Origin of the sequence: Fibrobacter sp. UWOV1, from assembly GCF_900142495.1 — a bacterium.
Lineage (GTDB): Bacteria > Fibrobacterota > Fibrobacteria > Fibrobacterales > Fibrobacteraceae > Fibrobacter.
The window spans coordinates 182,582-196,368 of the sequence record NZ_FRBA01000006.1 but is presented as its reverse complement, the minus strand read 5'-3'; the positions used below and the strand labels follow the sequence as shown (position 1 = coordinate 196,368).

General features: G+C 50.0%; 9 protein-coding genes. 8 read left to right on the top strand and 1 reads right to left on the bottom strand.

The genetic code is table 11. From position 1 onward, the window contains the following. Positions 1-39: 39 nt before the first annotated feature. The 4 genes from BUC02_RS10070 (at position 40) to BUC02_RS10055 (ending at position 5,979) form a co-directional block, all read left to right on the top strand. On the top strand, positions 40-1,731 hold the full coding sequence (locus BUC02_RS10070) for a glycosyltransferase family 2 protein (RefSeq protein ID WP_073322179.1): 1,692 nt from the start codon (positions 40-42) through the stop codon (positions 1,729-1,731). A gap of 82 nt (positions 1,732-1,813) precedes the next feature. Further along, on the top strand, positions 1,814-2,059 hold the full coding sequence (locus tag BUC02_RS10065) for a Trm112 family protein (RefSeq protein WP_073322176.1): 246 nt from the start codon (positions 1,814-1,816) through the stop codon (positions 2,057-2,059). 9 nt (positions 2,060-2,068) lie between these two features. Next, positions 2,069-4,861 (top strand): hypothetical protein, encoded by a 2,793-nt coding sequence (locus tag BUC02_RS10060; RefSeq protein WP_139261102.1) that lies wholly within the window; start codon positions 2,069-2,071, stop codon positions 4,859-4,861. Continuing rightward, positions 4,861-5,979: a type IV pilus twitching motility protein PilT gene (locus tag BUC02_RS10055; RefSeq protein ID WP_073055084.1), complete on the top strand. Its 1,119-nt coding sequence runs from the start codon at positions 4,861-4,863 to the stop codon at positions 5,977-5,979. Before BUC02_RS10060 ends, BUC02_RS10055 begins: the two co-directional genes overlap by 1 nt. A gap of 82 nt (positions 5,980-6,061) precedes the next feature. Here the strand turns inward: BUC02_RS10055 and BUC02_RS10050 are convergent, their stop codons facing one another. Then, positions 6,062-8,305: a carbohydrate-binding domain-containing protein gene (locus BUC02_RS10050; protein ID WP_083564551.1), complete on the bottom strand. Its 2,244-nt coding sequence runs from the start codon at positions 8,303-8,305 to the stop codon at positions 6,062-6,064. Between the two features lie 232 nt (positions 8,306-8,537). Between BUC02_RS10050 and BUC02_RS10045 the strand changes: the two genes are divergently transcribed. From BUC02_RS10045 to BUC02_RS10030, 4 genes are all read left to right on the top strand, one after another. Further along, the gene (locus BUC02_RS10045; protein ID WP_073322167.1) at positions 8,538-10,076 is read left to right on the top strand and encodes a hypothetical protein; all 1,539 of its coding nucleotides are present in this window, start codon (positions 8,538-8,540) and stop codon (positions 10,074-10,076) included. 91 nt (positions 10,077-10,167) lie between these two features. Then, on the top strand, positions 10,168-11,478 hold the full coding sequence (locus tag BUC02_RS10040) for a U32 family peptidase C-terminal domain-containing protein (RefSeq protein ID WP_073322164.1): 1,311 nt from the start codon (positions 10,168-10,170) through the stop codon (positions 11,476-11,478). A 29-nt stretch (positions 11,479-11,507) separates the two neighbouring features. Further along, positions 11,508-11,942, top strand: coding sequence for a hypothetical protein (locus BUC02_RS10035; protein ID WP_073322162.1), 435 nt, complete (start codon positions 11,508-11,510; stop codon positions 11,940-11,942). A 369-nt stretch (positions 11,943-12,311) separates the two neighbouring features. Next, positions 12,312-13,787: a DnaA ATPase domain-containing protein gene (locus tag BUC02_RS10030; protein WP_073322159.1), complete on the top strand. Its 1,476-nt coding sequence runs from the start codon at positions 12,312-12,314 to the stop codon at positions 13,785-13,787.

Sequence of the window (13,787 nt, the reverse complement as noted above, 5' to 3'; positions counted from 1 at the left end):
TCCGAACTCTGAAATCTGAACTCCGAATTCTGAATTATTATGTACTCTTGCTCCATCATTATCATTGCGTACAATTCTTGCGACTTTATCCCGGCATGTCTAAAGTCTGTTCGTGACGCGTGCGAAAATGTGGATGCCCAGATTATCGTGTTGGATAATGGCTCCGACTCGCCGATACTGCCTGAAATCAAGGCGTATTTCCCGGAAGTCGTATGGATTGATTCCAAGGAAAACCTTGGCTTTGGCAAGGGATGCAATCTGGCTGAGAAACAGGCGACCAAGCCGTATCTGTTCTTTATTAATCCGGATACGGTCGTGTCCCGTGATTCGTTTACCCAGGTGCTCGATTTTATGGAAGAGCATCCGGAGTCGGGAACGGTGGGTTGCCGAATCTTGAACGAAGATGGTTCTATCCAGTGGGCTTGCCGTCGTTCTTTCCCGACAATTGTTTCTGCCGTGTCCAAGACGATCGGGCTTGCGGCTCTTTTCCCAAAGAACAAGACTCTTGCTAGCTACAACATGACGTTTGCCGATCCCGACAAGATGATCGAAGTAGACGCTATCAGTGGGTCGTTCTTCTGCATCCGTCGCGAGTTGTACGAATCGTTGGGCGGTTTTGACGAAGATTTCTTTATGTACGGCGAAGACCTTGACTTGTGCTTTAGGGCCAAGGCAGCGGGATTCAAGAACTATTATACGCCTTCGACGAATATCCTTCATTTTAAGGGACAGAGTTGCCGTACTCGCCGTTGGGGATCCTATGTGGATTTCTACAAGGCGATGCTTATCTTTGTGAAAAAACACAAGGACCTGTATTTCGTGCCGAATTTCCTGGTGTCTTTCGGTATTCTCTTTGCGGCATTTGTCGGCATGTTCTCGCGCTTGATCCCGAAGTTCTGGAAGATGTTCCTGGATCTCGGCGTCCTTGCGATTTGGGCGGTTGCCTTCTTGGGTAAAGGTATTTCGGTTGATCGTTCCTGTGCCGAAAGGGGTGGCGAAGTGGCTTCGAATTGCTTTAATTATGCGGTTGTTGTCAAGCACTCCATTTTGGATATTTCCCAGTTCGAAGATTGGTGGCTAGTTGGCCTGGTCGTTATCGTGAACATGGTGTTCCTCGTATTCCGAGGGGAATACACGGTGTCGAGTCTGAAGGGTGAAGGAATCCTTCGATTCCTGTTGCCGTTGAATGTACTTGCAGTCGGCGGTTATGTGGCATTCCGTTATTTTACCCAGACACCGATCGATGTCGATGAAATGAGCCTCTTGCCTTATGATACGCGCTGGATCGCCGTTGTGGTGGCCTCTAGCCTTGCGATTCCCTTTGCTCTTCTGGTCTGGAGACGCTTTGCATTTTGGATAAACTATTTCTACCGCATCTTTGCGAAGAAACGTCACCGTTCCATTTTGCTTGGCGGTTCCGAAGATTCCCTGCAGTCCTGGTTTGACCGTTACAATGTGATTCCGGGAATTGAAATTCTCGGTTGTGTGAGTTCCGACCCGTCCAAGGTCTCCGAAGAAAACCGCCAGCATCTGCTGGGTGATCTTTCTTCGATGGAATCGATTTGCAACCGAACGGGGTGTCGTGAACTTCTGGTGGTGTCCAATTTGTCGGGTTACCGAGAACCATTCGATATCAAGTGGCTCGATAGCCTCGGTTTAAAGGTGTTTTTACTCATCGGAAACTCCCAAATGGGCGATTTTGCCCTTGTAAACCTCAAATATCTGCACTAAAATCGCTATTCCTTACAATATCTTTACACATTGCACAAAAATTGAGTTATTTTTTGTGTAAGTATTTGATTATTAAGGTTTTATGTTCGATACAAATCTTTTGGATATTCTTTGCTGCCCCGAAACCAGGGGTAAGCTCAAATTGGCGTCTGACGAATGCTTGGCCGCCCTAAATCAATCTATTTCCGCAGGCACGCTCAAGAACGTTGCTGGCGAGAAAGTGACGGAACCTTTGACCGAGGCTCTTTCTACCGAAGACAATTCCAGGGTGTATCCGGTTCGCGAAGGAATCCCCGTTCTTTTGGCGGACGAAGCAATTTTGCTCTAAGAGGTGTTTATGGCGGTAACGTTGGAATCACTTAGAAAGTCTGTAGGCAAGAAAAACACCAACTCCATGGTGTTTGCATGGCTTGCAGATCTTGAACGCGTGGCAGGGGAGCTGGACAAGGCTCTCCAGAGAGTCGATGGCGGTCTTACGCTGTACCCGAACGATATTTCGGCAAGACTTGTCCGCGCAAAGATTCTTACTCAACTCGAAGCGTACCAGCCTTGCGTTGAGGAATGTGAACGCATCATTACGATGGATCCGTTCAACCTGGCTGCACAGCAGTTGATGGGCGATGCCTACGACAAACTGGGGATGCTTGCCGAGCGAAACGTCTGTTACCGTCGTTTGCACGACATGGACCCGCTGAACACCTTCTGGAAAGAAGAATACGACGTCGTGCTCGAAAGTACGGCTGCTGCAGCTGCTGTTGCCGCAGCGGGCGACTCTGAGTTCATCATGTCCGATACCACCCAGGAACAGGGTAGTGCCGCATCTCCGCTTGACATGTCGTTTGACGACGAATCCTCGTCTGAACCGGCGACTGCGGATGCCGGTACGGATACATTTGAAATGCCTGCCACCGCCGATTCGATTGATTCTCCGGTAGCCGAAGAATCCGCTTCTGACGAGAGCATGGCTGACGATCCGTTTGCATCTCTTGCCGCCATGCTGCCCAATGGCGATGCCGCCGAAGACTCCACGATGGAAGACTTGTCCGCATCGCTTGAATCTGCAATGGATTCGATCAAGACCGACGAGTCAGGAACTCTTGCCGAAGAATTCGGCGCCGAAGAAAATATTTCCAGTTCCGATGTGTCCTCGGCTCTGTCCGACATGTTCGGTCTGGATGACGATCTTGAACCCGAGGAATCGACCAGCGCTAGTCCGTTTGCAAATGCCGGAACTCCTGTTTCGGACATTCCTGCAAGCATTGACGAGAATGCGCAGTCGAACGCCGCTTCTATCTTTGAATCGGCCTCTATCGAAGACAAACCGCAAAGTATTGACGATGCCTTTGGCGATATCTTTGGCGAAGACGAACTGCCCGAAGAAAAACCGGTTAACGAAGAGTCCGCAAACGCTGAACCTTCGGATACAACCGATACGGATGATTTCTCGACGCAGTCCATAGAGTCCCTTACTGAATCCCCGCTTGATGAAGGTATCGAAGATAAGGATTCTCTTGACGAATCGTCTCTGTTCGAAAAGTCTGCAGAAGACAAGCCGCAGAGCATTGACGATGCCTTTGGCGATATCTTTGGTGAAGACGAATTGCCCGAGGAGTCTAGCGGTAGCGGTCTGTTTGAAAAGTCTGCCTCTGCCGACATGAACCTGGTCTCTGACGAGGCTCCTGCCGAAGAATCTCGCGTCGAAGAAACTCCTGTTGAAGAAATTCCTGCTGTCGAGGCGCCTGCTGCCGATGAACCGACGACAATCGATAATGCCTTCGATTCTATTTTCGGCGAAGATGAACTACCCGAAGAAAAACCGGTAGAAAACTCCAAAGAACCTGCCGCAGAATCTCTGGAACTTCCTGTCGATGAAACTCCGGCTGAAGAAAAAAACGTTGCTGATCTTGAATTGCCGGCTGAAGAAGATTCCTTCAAGCTTGATGACGAACCGTCTCTTGATGCTCCGGCACTTGAGTCTCCGATCGACAATCTCTTTGCTGACGACAAGCCTTCAACTGAAGAAACTCCAGTTGAAGAAGCTCCGATTCTGGAGTCTCCGATTGATAATCTCTTCGCAGATGATAGTACGACAGAATCCGAAGAACTTGTCGCCGACATTCCTGCTGAAGATGCTCCGGCAGTCGAAGAATCTCCTGTCGCTGAAGTTCCTGTCGATGAAACACCTGCTGAGGAAGTTCCTGCTGAAGAACCTGTTGTACAGCAGGCTTCGGATAGCGCCTTTAGCGTAGACAGCGCTTTTGAATCGATCTTTGGAGCAGACGATGACCTGCCCGAAGAAAAACCGGTTGAAACTGCCGAAACGCAGGGGGCTGAACCGGAAGAAACGGTGTCGCTTGAAGAACAAGTGAACCAGGCTGAAGCTGAACTTGAAATGCCCGAAGTGAAGTCTGAAGATACTTCGGACCTTGCTAAGGAAATGGGCGGAGCCTTCGCTTCGATGTTCGGCAACGCTGACGACGACTTGGATTTGCCTGAAGTCTCTGCTCCGGCTGCGGCTGATAGCCAGGAAGCGATTGAGCAGGAATTGACCGAAGCTCCGGTCGAAGAATCTATCGAAAAGGCTCCGGAATCAGCTCAGGAAGCTCTTGAAGAAGATATCGACAAGTCCTTTGATAATTTGTTCGGAAAAGAGAACGAATCCGATTTGCCGGTTGAAGGTTCGACTGCTCCGGTAGAATCTGTAGCTCAGCCGGAAGTCCCGGCGCAAGAAGCTCCGGCGGCCGAATCGGCGCAGGATCTGGATTCCCTGGAAACGGAAGTCTCCGGAGCATTCAAGGGCTTGTTCGACATGGATGACGATTCTCTGCCCGAAGAAACAACGCCTTCAAACAAGGGTGTCGATTTCTTGATGTCTGGCGATTCCGACGATGAAATTTCTGCGGGTCTGATTAATGATCCGGATGCTCCGCTCGATCGCGGTTCCCATGATTTGGACGAAAGCCTGAATACGCGTACGCTTGCCGAAATTTATTTCGACCAGGGTCTGTACGGAAAGGCTCTCGAAATCTACAAGGACCTCGCTCAGAAGGAACCTGAAAACGAAGATATTGCGGCTAGACTTTCCGAAGTGGAAAAACTCTATAACGAAAAGTTCGGAGGTAACGCCTAATGGCCGAACAGCAACAGCAGCCGCAACTTCGCATTGAAAAATTACTCCGTGAAATGGTAAACCGCAATGCATCTGACTTGCACTTGCGCGTGGGCGTTCCGCCTGTTTACCGTATTAATGGTGCTTTGCAGCGCCCCTTTGATGTCAAGGTCGATTCGTTGATGATGGATTCCTTCTTGGATGATATCATGAACCGCGACCAGAAACAGCGCTTTGAAGCGAACAAGGAATGCGACTTTGCCGTGGGCGCCCGCGACATGGGCCGTTTCCGTGTGAACGTATTCCGTCAGCGTGGTACTATCGCCGTCGTGATTCGTCACATTAAGGCAAAAATCCCGGCCTTCGAAGACTTGCATCTTCCTGACGTTATTCGCGACATGTCCTTGACCAAGCGCGGCCTTGTGCTGGTTACAGGTACGACGGGTTCGGGTAAGTCGACGACGCTTGCCGCCATGCTTGATTATATCAACCAGAACGAAGCGGTGAATATCATTACGGTCGAAGACCCGATTGAATACCTTTACCGCGATGACAAGGCCATTATTTCACAGCGTGAAATTGGCGTGGATACCCTTTCGTATGCAAACGCCCTTCGTGCAGCGCTTCGTCAGGACCCGGATGTGCTTCTGGTGGGCGAAATTCGTGACCTTGAAACCATGCAGATTGCCTTGACCGCTGCCGATACGGGTCACATGGTGTTTGCGACGATCCATACCACGAACGCGACCGAAACCATTCACCGTGTGCTTTCGATGTATCCGCCGCACCAGCATGACGAAATCCGCTTGCTGCTTTCTGAAGTGCTTGCCGGCATTATTTCGCTCCGCTTGTTGCCGACCAAGGATGGTAACGGGCGCGTGCCTGCTGCCGAAATTTTGGTGAATACGGCTGCTATCAAGGAATACATCGAAGACAAGGACAAGAACGACTTGATCGAACAGGCCATTGCCGAAGGTCACATGCAGTACCGCAGCCAGACCTTCGACCAGGCGCTCCTGAAACTCTACGAAGAAGAAAAGATTTCGTTGGAAACAGCAATGAACGCTGCCACGAACCCCGATGACTTCGATCTTAAGATTCGCGGTATTTCGGGTACGTCCGAACGTAGCTGGATGTAGTTAAAAGCAAGGCGGCTTTGCCGCAAGAATATGAGAAGTCCTCCGCAAACGCGGAGGACTTTTTGGTGGATTAGGAGGAATTCTATTCGTTGTAGTAGACTGTGCTTCCTGAAGGGAAGGTGACGCTTTTCTGGTAGCTGGAGGTATTGCTTACTTGTGCGGGCTGACCCGTAGTAGCGACCATGTATCTACCCGATATGGAGGGCTTGAATGCGATGTTAGAGGTTCCGTAGTAGTTGCCGGTTGTAAAGCTCACGTTATAGTTCGTGCCCTTTTCCGAGGAACCGCTGCTGAAACCGAGAACCGTTTTGCTGGTGAGGCTTGCAGTGCCGTCGGCGTCGAAGGAGCCGCCCATGCCGCCGCTGATCTGGCATTCAACGATGACAACGCCACCAGAAATCGTGAGTTCGCCGTTGCTGTCAATGCCGTCGGTGTCACCGGAGCCGGTCTTTGCGTGGTGAACGCCGCCCGTAATGGTCAAGAATCCGCTGCTGCTACCCATGCCGCCGCCCATGCCGCCTCCGGGGCCGAATCCCCAGTTTGACTGGCCGCCTTGATTGGTGTTGCCGGAACCGTCATTGCCGCCGGCCGCATTCCAGGCGTCATCGGTTCCGTAGACATCGGTGATGCCGCCGTTTGCCTTGATGTACCAGGCTTCCAGACCTTCGTAGGAATTGGTCACGTAGATGGTGCCATCGTTAATCATGAGGGTTGAGTCGGCGTGTACGCCGTCGTTCTTGGGGGCCGCTATAGTTGTGTAGCCTCCGTTAAAGTAGATGTTCTGGTTGGAATGAACGCCGTCGTCACCAGAGGAAATATCGATCTTTCCGGCATTGATGTAAACTCTGTTGTCAGAGACAATGCCTTTGCCGGTCGATGTTACCTTGATGTTCGGCTCAGAAACAGAGTCCTGGACGATGATATAGTTGTAAGCCTGGATGCCGTCATCGCCCGCCTTGGTAATGGTGATGTTGCCGCCCTTGATATTGACAATACCTTTATTGTCTACTATAGAGCCTGCATCTTCGCCTTCGTCGCTCTTGATGCCGTCGCCGTTGGTCGCTGCGATGGTAATGTTTCCGTTTTCGATATCTACGGTGCCCTTGCCCTTCAAGCCGTTATTTACGGCGGTCACGTTGATTGTTGTGGCGCCGCGGAAGCGCAAGTCGTTGCTAGTGTGAATGCCGTTGTTGTAGTTGCCCTTCACGATTAAGGTGCCTTCGCCCTTGATGGTCAAGTCGTCCTTGGCGTAAATGCAAGCGCCGGTGGTGTCCACTTTTGTTTCGTTGTTGGAATTTACGTAAGTGTAGGACTTTGTGCGGGAACTTCCGTCGCTAAGCGTGTTGGTGGTTCCGCTTTTGGCGACCACGAAGGTCTTGCTGGACATCTGAGCGTAAATGGGGGCGTCTGCAGTATTGGTGAGCGTGAGCCCGCGTAGGTTCAGGTAAACGCCCGAATCGCTCTTGGGAGAATACACGCGGATTTGTGCGTCGGCACCGTTATAGGAGCCGCTAAAGTCATAGTCGCCGGCGCAGGTGATGACGACTTCGCCACCGGTAACCGTGACGCAGTTGTTGTTGTTTTCAACCGTGGCGCCGCTGGCAGCGTAGGTGATTGCAGGCACAGAACCGTTTGACGGTGTAGCGACGGAGGCGCTGCTGTTCGGAACTGTGACTGCAGAACTGCTTGGCGTTGCATTTGAACTGCTAGATACAGGTGTTGCGGTTTCGGAAGAAGAAAGTCCCGGTCGTGATGCGCTGCTTGCGGCGGTTTCGGGATCGTCAGAATTTTCAGAAGAACTGCTTGCCGGTGCGATCATCGAAAGGGATGTCTTGTTGCAGTCGGTATCAAAATAATAGAGGCTCCCGTCTTCATTCTTGTAGTAAGAAATGCCGTTTACGGTATAGAGCGCCTTGTCGGTGGTGCAAGACTGCGTTTCGCTTGCAGGTTCGGAATCCGTTGAATCCTCTGCGGGTTTGTCGGCGGATACCGTAGAGTCGCTAGGCGTCGTTGTGCCTACATCTGTGCTGGTTTCGATAGAATCTGCGGTGTTATTTTCAGTGGAGCCCGGCGTGGCTTCGGGAAACCCGTAGCTTCCGTCTGCATTGATCCAGAAGGCAAGTGTCCCTTCGGTATCGAGGCAAAGTGTTTCTCCGCTTGCGCCCTGCATGGCTGCGTAGCCGTCATAGACGCATGCGTTAGTGATGATTCCTGTAGCATCGGCGAGGTTGTCTTTGGGGCTGGTAGAGCTGCTGTCGCTCGAACATCCGGCAATAAGGCCTCCTGCTACAAGGGAAGTAATTCCCAAACAATTCCTTGTAAGCATGATTTCCTCTTTTATGGGGGTTGTTTTTGTTTTTATGAAAAATACATAGTGGAACAAACCGTTTTAAACAAAAAAGTGACTTAATAAAAAAAACAGAAAACATAATTTGGAACGAATTTTCCCGTTCGGAACAAATCGCTCCAAAATGCACCCGTTGCGTTGTTTACAACAAATAAAAAGCTATCTTTTGAAATAGAATACGCCATTTTGATTCTTGAAAAATCGAGACGTTATGAAAATATCACTGTCTAAGCCGTTTGCCCTTTTGGTGGCAGTCATGCTTTCTGTACCGGCATTTGCAGCATCGCCTGTAGTCGGTCCTGAAAATGTCCGCAATTTGCGACTCCTTGAAAATTCTCCGATGCTGTTTGATTTGCATCGTGTAACGACAGGGGAGGGGCGCCAGTTCTTCGCCTATCCGCATCGCGATACAGCTTTTCGCAAGAACTTTGTCGACTCCGAAAGAAATGCATTGCTTTACTACGATAATGAAAACGGCGCCGCAGTTTCGGGACACGGTTCGGCTTTTGAAAAAAAGAATCCGCGCATGGGACTTGCCATGTCGCTTGTAGGGGGTATTGATTACCGCGGTGGCGAATCGCTTGGCGATACGATCTGGCCGGGAGTCGATGGCGGTATCTATTTGCGCGGTTATGCGGATTCGATTGATTTTGTACTCGATGCTCGCATTTACGACGAAGGGCATTCCGCAAGTTATCCGAAATCTTTTGACGGTGAATTCCTGGAATTCCAGAAAGAAGAAAATAATTCGGGGCTTGAATACACGAGCTATGCCCGCTACCGTGCGCATATTGCATTGAATTACGATTGGCTGCGTCTGGATTTCGGTCGCGACGTGATGCACTGGGGTCCGGGCTATTACAATAACTTGAGCCTGAACCAGTTTGCGCTTCCGTACAATATGCTTTCGCTCGATATGCAATTTGGCCCGTTGCGTGTTCTTTCGTTCTACGGAGACTTGCGTATTTATCCCGGCATGGGAATGAACAACAAGGAAGAAATGCGCAATATATTCGGTCATCGCTATGAACTGGCTGTGGGCAACGCGACCTTCGGTATCAGCGAACTGCAAATCCAGTACGACAACTTGAAGCCTTGGCTTTTTGTGCCGGTGGTCCCGCTGTTTATGGAAAAGGGGAACTATTCCGAAGACAGCAATAATGGCTCTCTTTCCTTCGACTTTAACTACCGCTTGTTCCGTTCGCTCCGCATGTATAGCGAATTCTACCTGGACGATATGGAAAGTCCGGTGAGTCTTGTGAAAAACGACAATATCGAAGCGAAGTGGGCGTGGATGGCCGGTATGCATGGTGCACACGATTTCAAGATCAAGTCTCATTTGTTGGAATCGGGCTTTATTGCAGAATATGCCCGCATTGAACCTTATGTGTATTCCCATTTCCATGCAAATACGGCGCAGATGGCTCATTTGGGCCGCCCGCTGGGTAACCAGGCTGGCCCGAACAGCCAGACGATTGACTTTACGGCTTATGGCCGCCTGGACCGTCACGTTTTTGCCTCGCTTCGCAATACCTGGTTCTGGAAAGGAACGGATTACGGTAGTGCGGTGAATGATACGACTCCGCGTCGCAACCACATGAAAATTCACAAGCGTTTCTTGAAGGGCGCTGATATGGAATATTCGCTCACGCCTTCGATCAGCTACGAAGGCCAGTATGTGTTCTTCCTCGGCGAGATTACGTTGTTCAACGACGAAAAGGTTTATTTGAGAACGGGATTCAAGTGGTAATTGCGAACCCACACCCCTTTCAACTTTCAACATTCAACTTCCTACTTCCAACTTCCTACTTCCTACTTCCTACTTCCTACTGTCTACTACAATGCTACCTGAACTTCTTGCTCCTGCTGGCGATCTTGTTCGCATGAAGTACGCCTTTGCATACGGCGCCGATGCCGTGTATGCGGGCCAGCCTGCTTTTTCGCTCCGAGCCCGTGAAAACGGATTCAAGAATTTAGATGACTTAGCCGCAGGCATTGAATACGCCCACCGATTGGGCAAAAAGTTTTATCTCACGAGTAACGTGATTCCGCGCAATGTGAAGGTGGAAGCCTTCCAGAACGCATTGCTAGCGGCCATTGATTTGAAACCCGACGCGCTGATTGTGGCGGACCCAGGCTTTGTGGGCTGGCTTCGCGAAGTGCGACCGGAGGTCGAAGTTCATTTGTCTGTGCAGGCAAATACGACGAATTACCTGGCGGCCAAGTTCTGGCACGATTTGGGCGTGCGTCGCGTGATTTTGAGCCGCGAACTTCGCTTGTCTGAAATATTGGAAATCAAGAACCGTTTGCCGGATCTGGAACTGGAAGTGTTTGTGCATGGTGCGGTTTGTATGTCGATGTCCGGTCGCTGTATGCTTAGTAACTGGGTCACCCGTCGCGATGCAAACCAAGGTGCCTGCGATAACAGTTGCCGTATGCCATACCGCCTGTATGCCAATCCTGAACCGCAGTGTGAAGACTATCGCGAGCACGAGGGTTCTTTCAGCCTGCAGCGCACGGATCGTCCGGAACTGGATCCGATCGCCTTGGACGAAGATGCTTGGGGCACGTACTTCATGAGTAGCCGCGATATCTGCGCAATTGACGTGATTCCGGAACTGATGGCGGCAGGGCTCGATTCGTTCAAGATCGAAGGCCGCACCAAGTCGGTGTATTACTTGAGCCAGGTGGTGCGTGCCTACCGTATGGCAATTGATTCTTGCGCCGCACAAATGGAACAGGGCGTTGCAACGGAATCGGTCAAGGTGTCGAATGACGCCTATCGCGCGATTTCGTTTGTGGACGGTCGCGGCTTTATGCCGGGATTCCTGCGCGGCCCCTTGCCGCAGAATTACGAGTCCACTCACGAAGATGCTCCCGGTGGCTGCGTGGCCGCTCAGGTCATAGCCTATGATGCGAACACGAATTCCTGCCGCGTGAATGTCAAGAACCCCTTCTCGATAGACGATTCTCTTGCGTTGATGACTCCCTCGGGCATGGCCCGCTGCAAGATCGATTCGATGAAGGATTTCAAGGGTGGGGACGTGGATCGCTTGCATCCGGGTACCGAAGGTGTCGTTTTCTTACAAGAAAACGTTGAAAATCTTTCTTCTAATGCGAATTTTGCCTTTTTTGTGCGTGAAATCACATAAAATTTGATTTTTTTATAAATTTATAGCGTATGGCAGTCGACGAAGCGACAAAGAAACAAGACGAACTGGAACTTTATCAGATTGATGATAAGGCCATTATGCCTTTCTTTGAGTGCCACTGCGAAGAACTGAAGCAGTTTATTCAGGATCGCAAAGGGCAGAATCTCTCGCTTTTGGAATTGCTCAAGCAGTTTATCCGCACATACAAGCTCCCGTTCAACATGCAGCGCTATATGTCCGTACAGACGACATACATTAAGCAGGTACTGCAGGAACGCATGCAGGACCGCCAGTTGGCGGTAAGTCGCTGGATTCAGGAACACGCCGGTCGCCACCGCAATCGCATGATCCAGCTGCAGTGCCTTTATCTGGACCGAATCAAGGATAGGTTGCTGCCTGAAATCCAGAAAATGCTGGAACAGCGGATCGAAAATCTCCAGTCGAAACTGGACGAAAATAAATAGACCGCTAAATCATTGACAATCAATATCTTCTATGAAAAAATGCCTTTTTTTGACTAAAAAGGGCTGTTATTTATTTGTATGCTTTTTGGAATGATGATAATTTGAGCACTAAAAGTATGTTTTTTCTTGTCAAGACATGCTACAAAATTTTTCTGTTGATAAAGTGTTCTAATCATAGGGAGTCTATCTTGACTGCGGAGTGATTAAAAGAGTGATTTGTTTGCAACAATGCGGTAAGTTTTGGGAATAAATATTTTTTTGGCTTTTTTACGCTAAAAACGGCGTTTTTAGAAAAAAATGAGCGGTCTCGATTATTTTCTTGTATGCTTTATTTAATTTTTCCATGCTTTTTTAGATGATTGGTAGAACGTGACAAACTCTGTTGCTCTTTTGAATTCTGAATCTTCGGTCTGGCAGTTGGTGTTGGACCGTGCGCATGTTGAATGTAATGATTATTTGGGTCTTGAAATCCTTGATATGGTCGGATACCAGGGTTTTTTTGACGGCTACGCCCAGATAACAGTTCCCGATGAATTTCGCAGAGACTGGGTGAACGCGCATTATGCAGGTGTTTTGCGCACTGCTTTTTCCGAGGTTCTTGGCGATTCCTTTGTCGATTTCAAGATTTCTATTGCCCCTGCCGAAAAGAATGTGCAGGTGATGTCGACTCCGGCCGCCCCGAAGCTTCCCCCTGTGCGCGCCTCCCGTGTAGCAGCGCCCAGAAGGCGTCCGCGCAATAAGCTTTCTCTGTACTCTGGCTATACGTTTGAAAACTTTATCGAGGGCGATTGTAACAGTACTGCCTGCGAAGCTTGCAAGTCCGTTGCCGAAAATCCGGGCGATCCGGCCTTGAATCCGCTTTTTGTGTATGGCAAGTCTGGTTTGGGCAAGACTCATTTGCTCCAGTCGATTGCCGCCCAAATCGTGAAAACGAAGCCCGATACGCGTGTCATCTATTGCCAGGCTTTCGATTTCGTGCACGATGCTACTGCCATGTACAAGGCGCTGAAACTCAAGACGGGTAATGTCCGTGAACTCGCTACAGCTTTCCAGGATAAATACGAAAACTGCGATGTCTTGATTCTGGACGATATCCAACTTCTGGAATGCAAGAAGTTCTGTCAAGAAAAGCTCGCAATCTTGATCAAGCATTTGCGTACGCTCGGAAAACAGGTCGTATTGTCATGCGACCGCCATCCTTCCAATTTTAACCGCCTGGAAGAAGGCGAAGTTCCGCCTGAACGCAAGTTGCCAAACGCGATTCCGAGCATTTCGGCAAAGTTGCTTGCTCCGCTGGAATCTTGTGTCGCTGTTGGAATCGACGTTCCGGACCTGACGACAAGAATCAAGCTGATTCAAAAGAAATCGATGAATATCCCGTTTCTTGACCGTGACCGCGAAGAAATTTGTCGGTTCCTTTCGCTCCCGCCGCGTGAAAATGTCCGCGTGATCGAGGGGATGCTGAACGGTATTCGAGCCCTGAATCAATTTTGCGAAGAGAATCTTGACCTGAACGTGGTAAAGCGCCTGGTGGCTCCTCCGGGAACGACCGGAGTCGAAGAACTGACGGTCAAGGGTATCGCCGAGACGGTAGCCTTGGAATTCGGTACGGACTTGATGGCGCTTACAAGCAAGCGTCAGGATGCCGGTGTCGCCTTGCCGCGTAAGGTCGCGATGTACCTTAGTCGCGAAATGACGAATACCTCTCTTGTGAATATCGGCGAATTCTTCAATAGGGATTACTCTTCTGTTATCGCCGCAATCCGTTCACTTGCAAAGCAGATGGATAATGACGAAGACCTTGCCCGCAGGGTCAAGGATGTCCGCTATTTGCTGGAAGCCTAG

Bases quoted from the DNA above. Each gene is read 5' to 3' on its own strand.
- BUC02_RS10070 (WP_073322179.1), top strand. From the start codon at position 40: ATGTACTCTTGCTCCATCATTATCATTGCGTACAATTCTTGCGACTTT.
- BUC02_RS10065 (WP_073322176.1), top strand. From the start codon at position 1,814: ATGTTCGATACAAATCTTTTGGATATTCTTTGCTGCCCCGAAACCAGG.
- BUC02_RS10060 (WP_139261102.1), top strand. From the start codon at position 2,069: ATGGCGGTAACGTTGGAATCACTTAGAAAGTCTGTAGGCAAGAAAAAC.
- BUC02_RS10055 (WP_073055084.1), top strand. From the start codon at position 4,861: ATGGCCGAACAGCAACAGCAGCCGCAACTTCGCATTGAAAAATTACTC.
- BUC02_RS10050 (WP_083564551.1), bottom strand. From the start codon at position 8,305: ATGCTTACAAGGAATTGTTTGGGAATTACTTCCCTTGTAGCAGGAGGC.
- BUC02_RS10045 (WP_073322167.1), top strand. From the start codon at position 8,538: ATGAAAATATCACTGTCTAAGCCGTTTGCCCTTTTGGTGGCAGTCATG.
- BUC02_RS10040 (WP_073322164.1), top strand. From the start codon at position 10,168: ATGCTACCTGAACTTCTTGCTCCTGCTGGCGATCTTGTTCGCATGAAG.
- BUC02_RS10035 (WP_073322162.1), top strand. From the start codon at position 11,508: ATGGCAGTCGACGAAGCGACAAAGAAACAAGACGAACTGGAACTTTAT.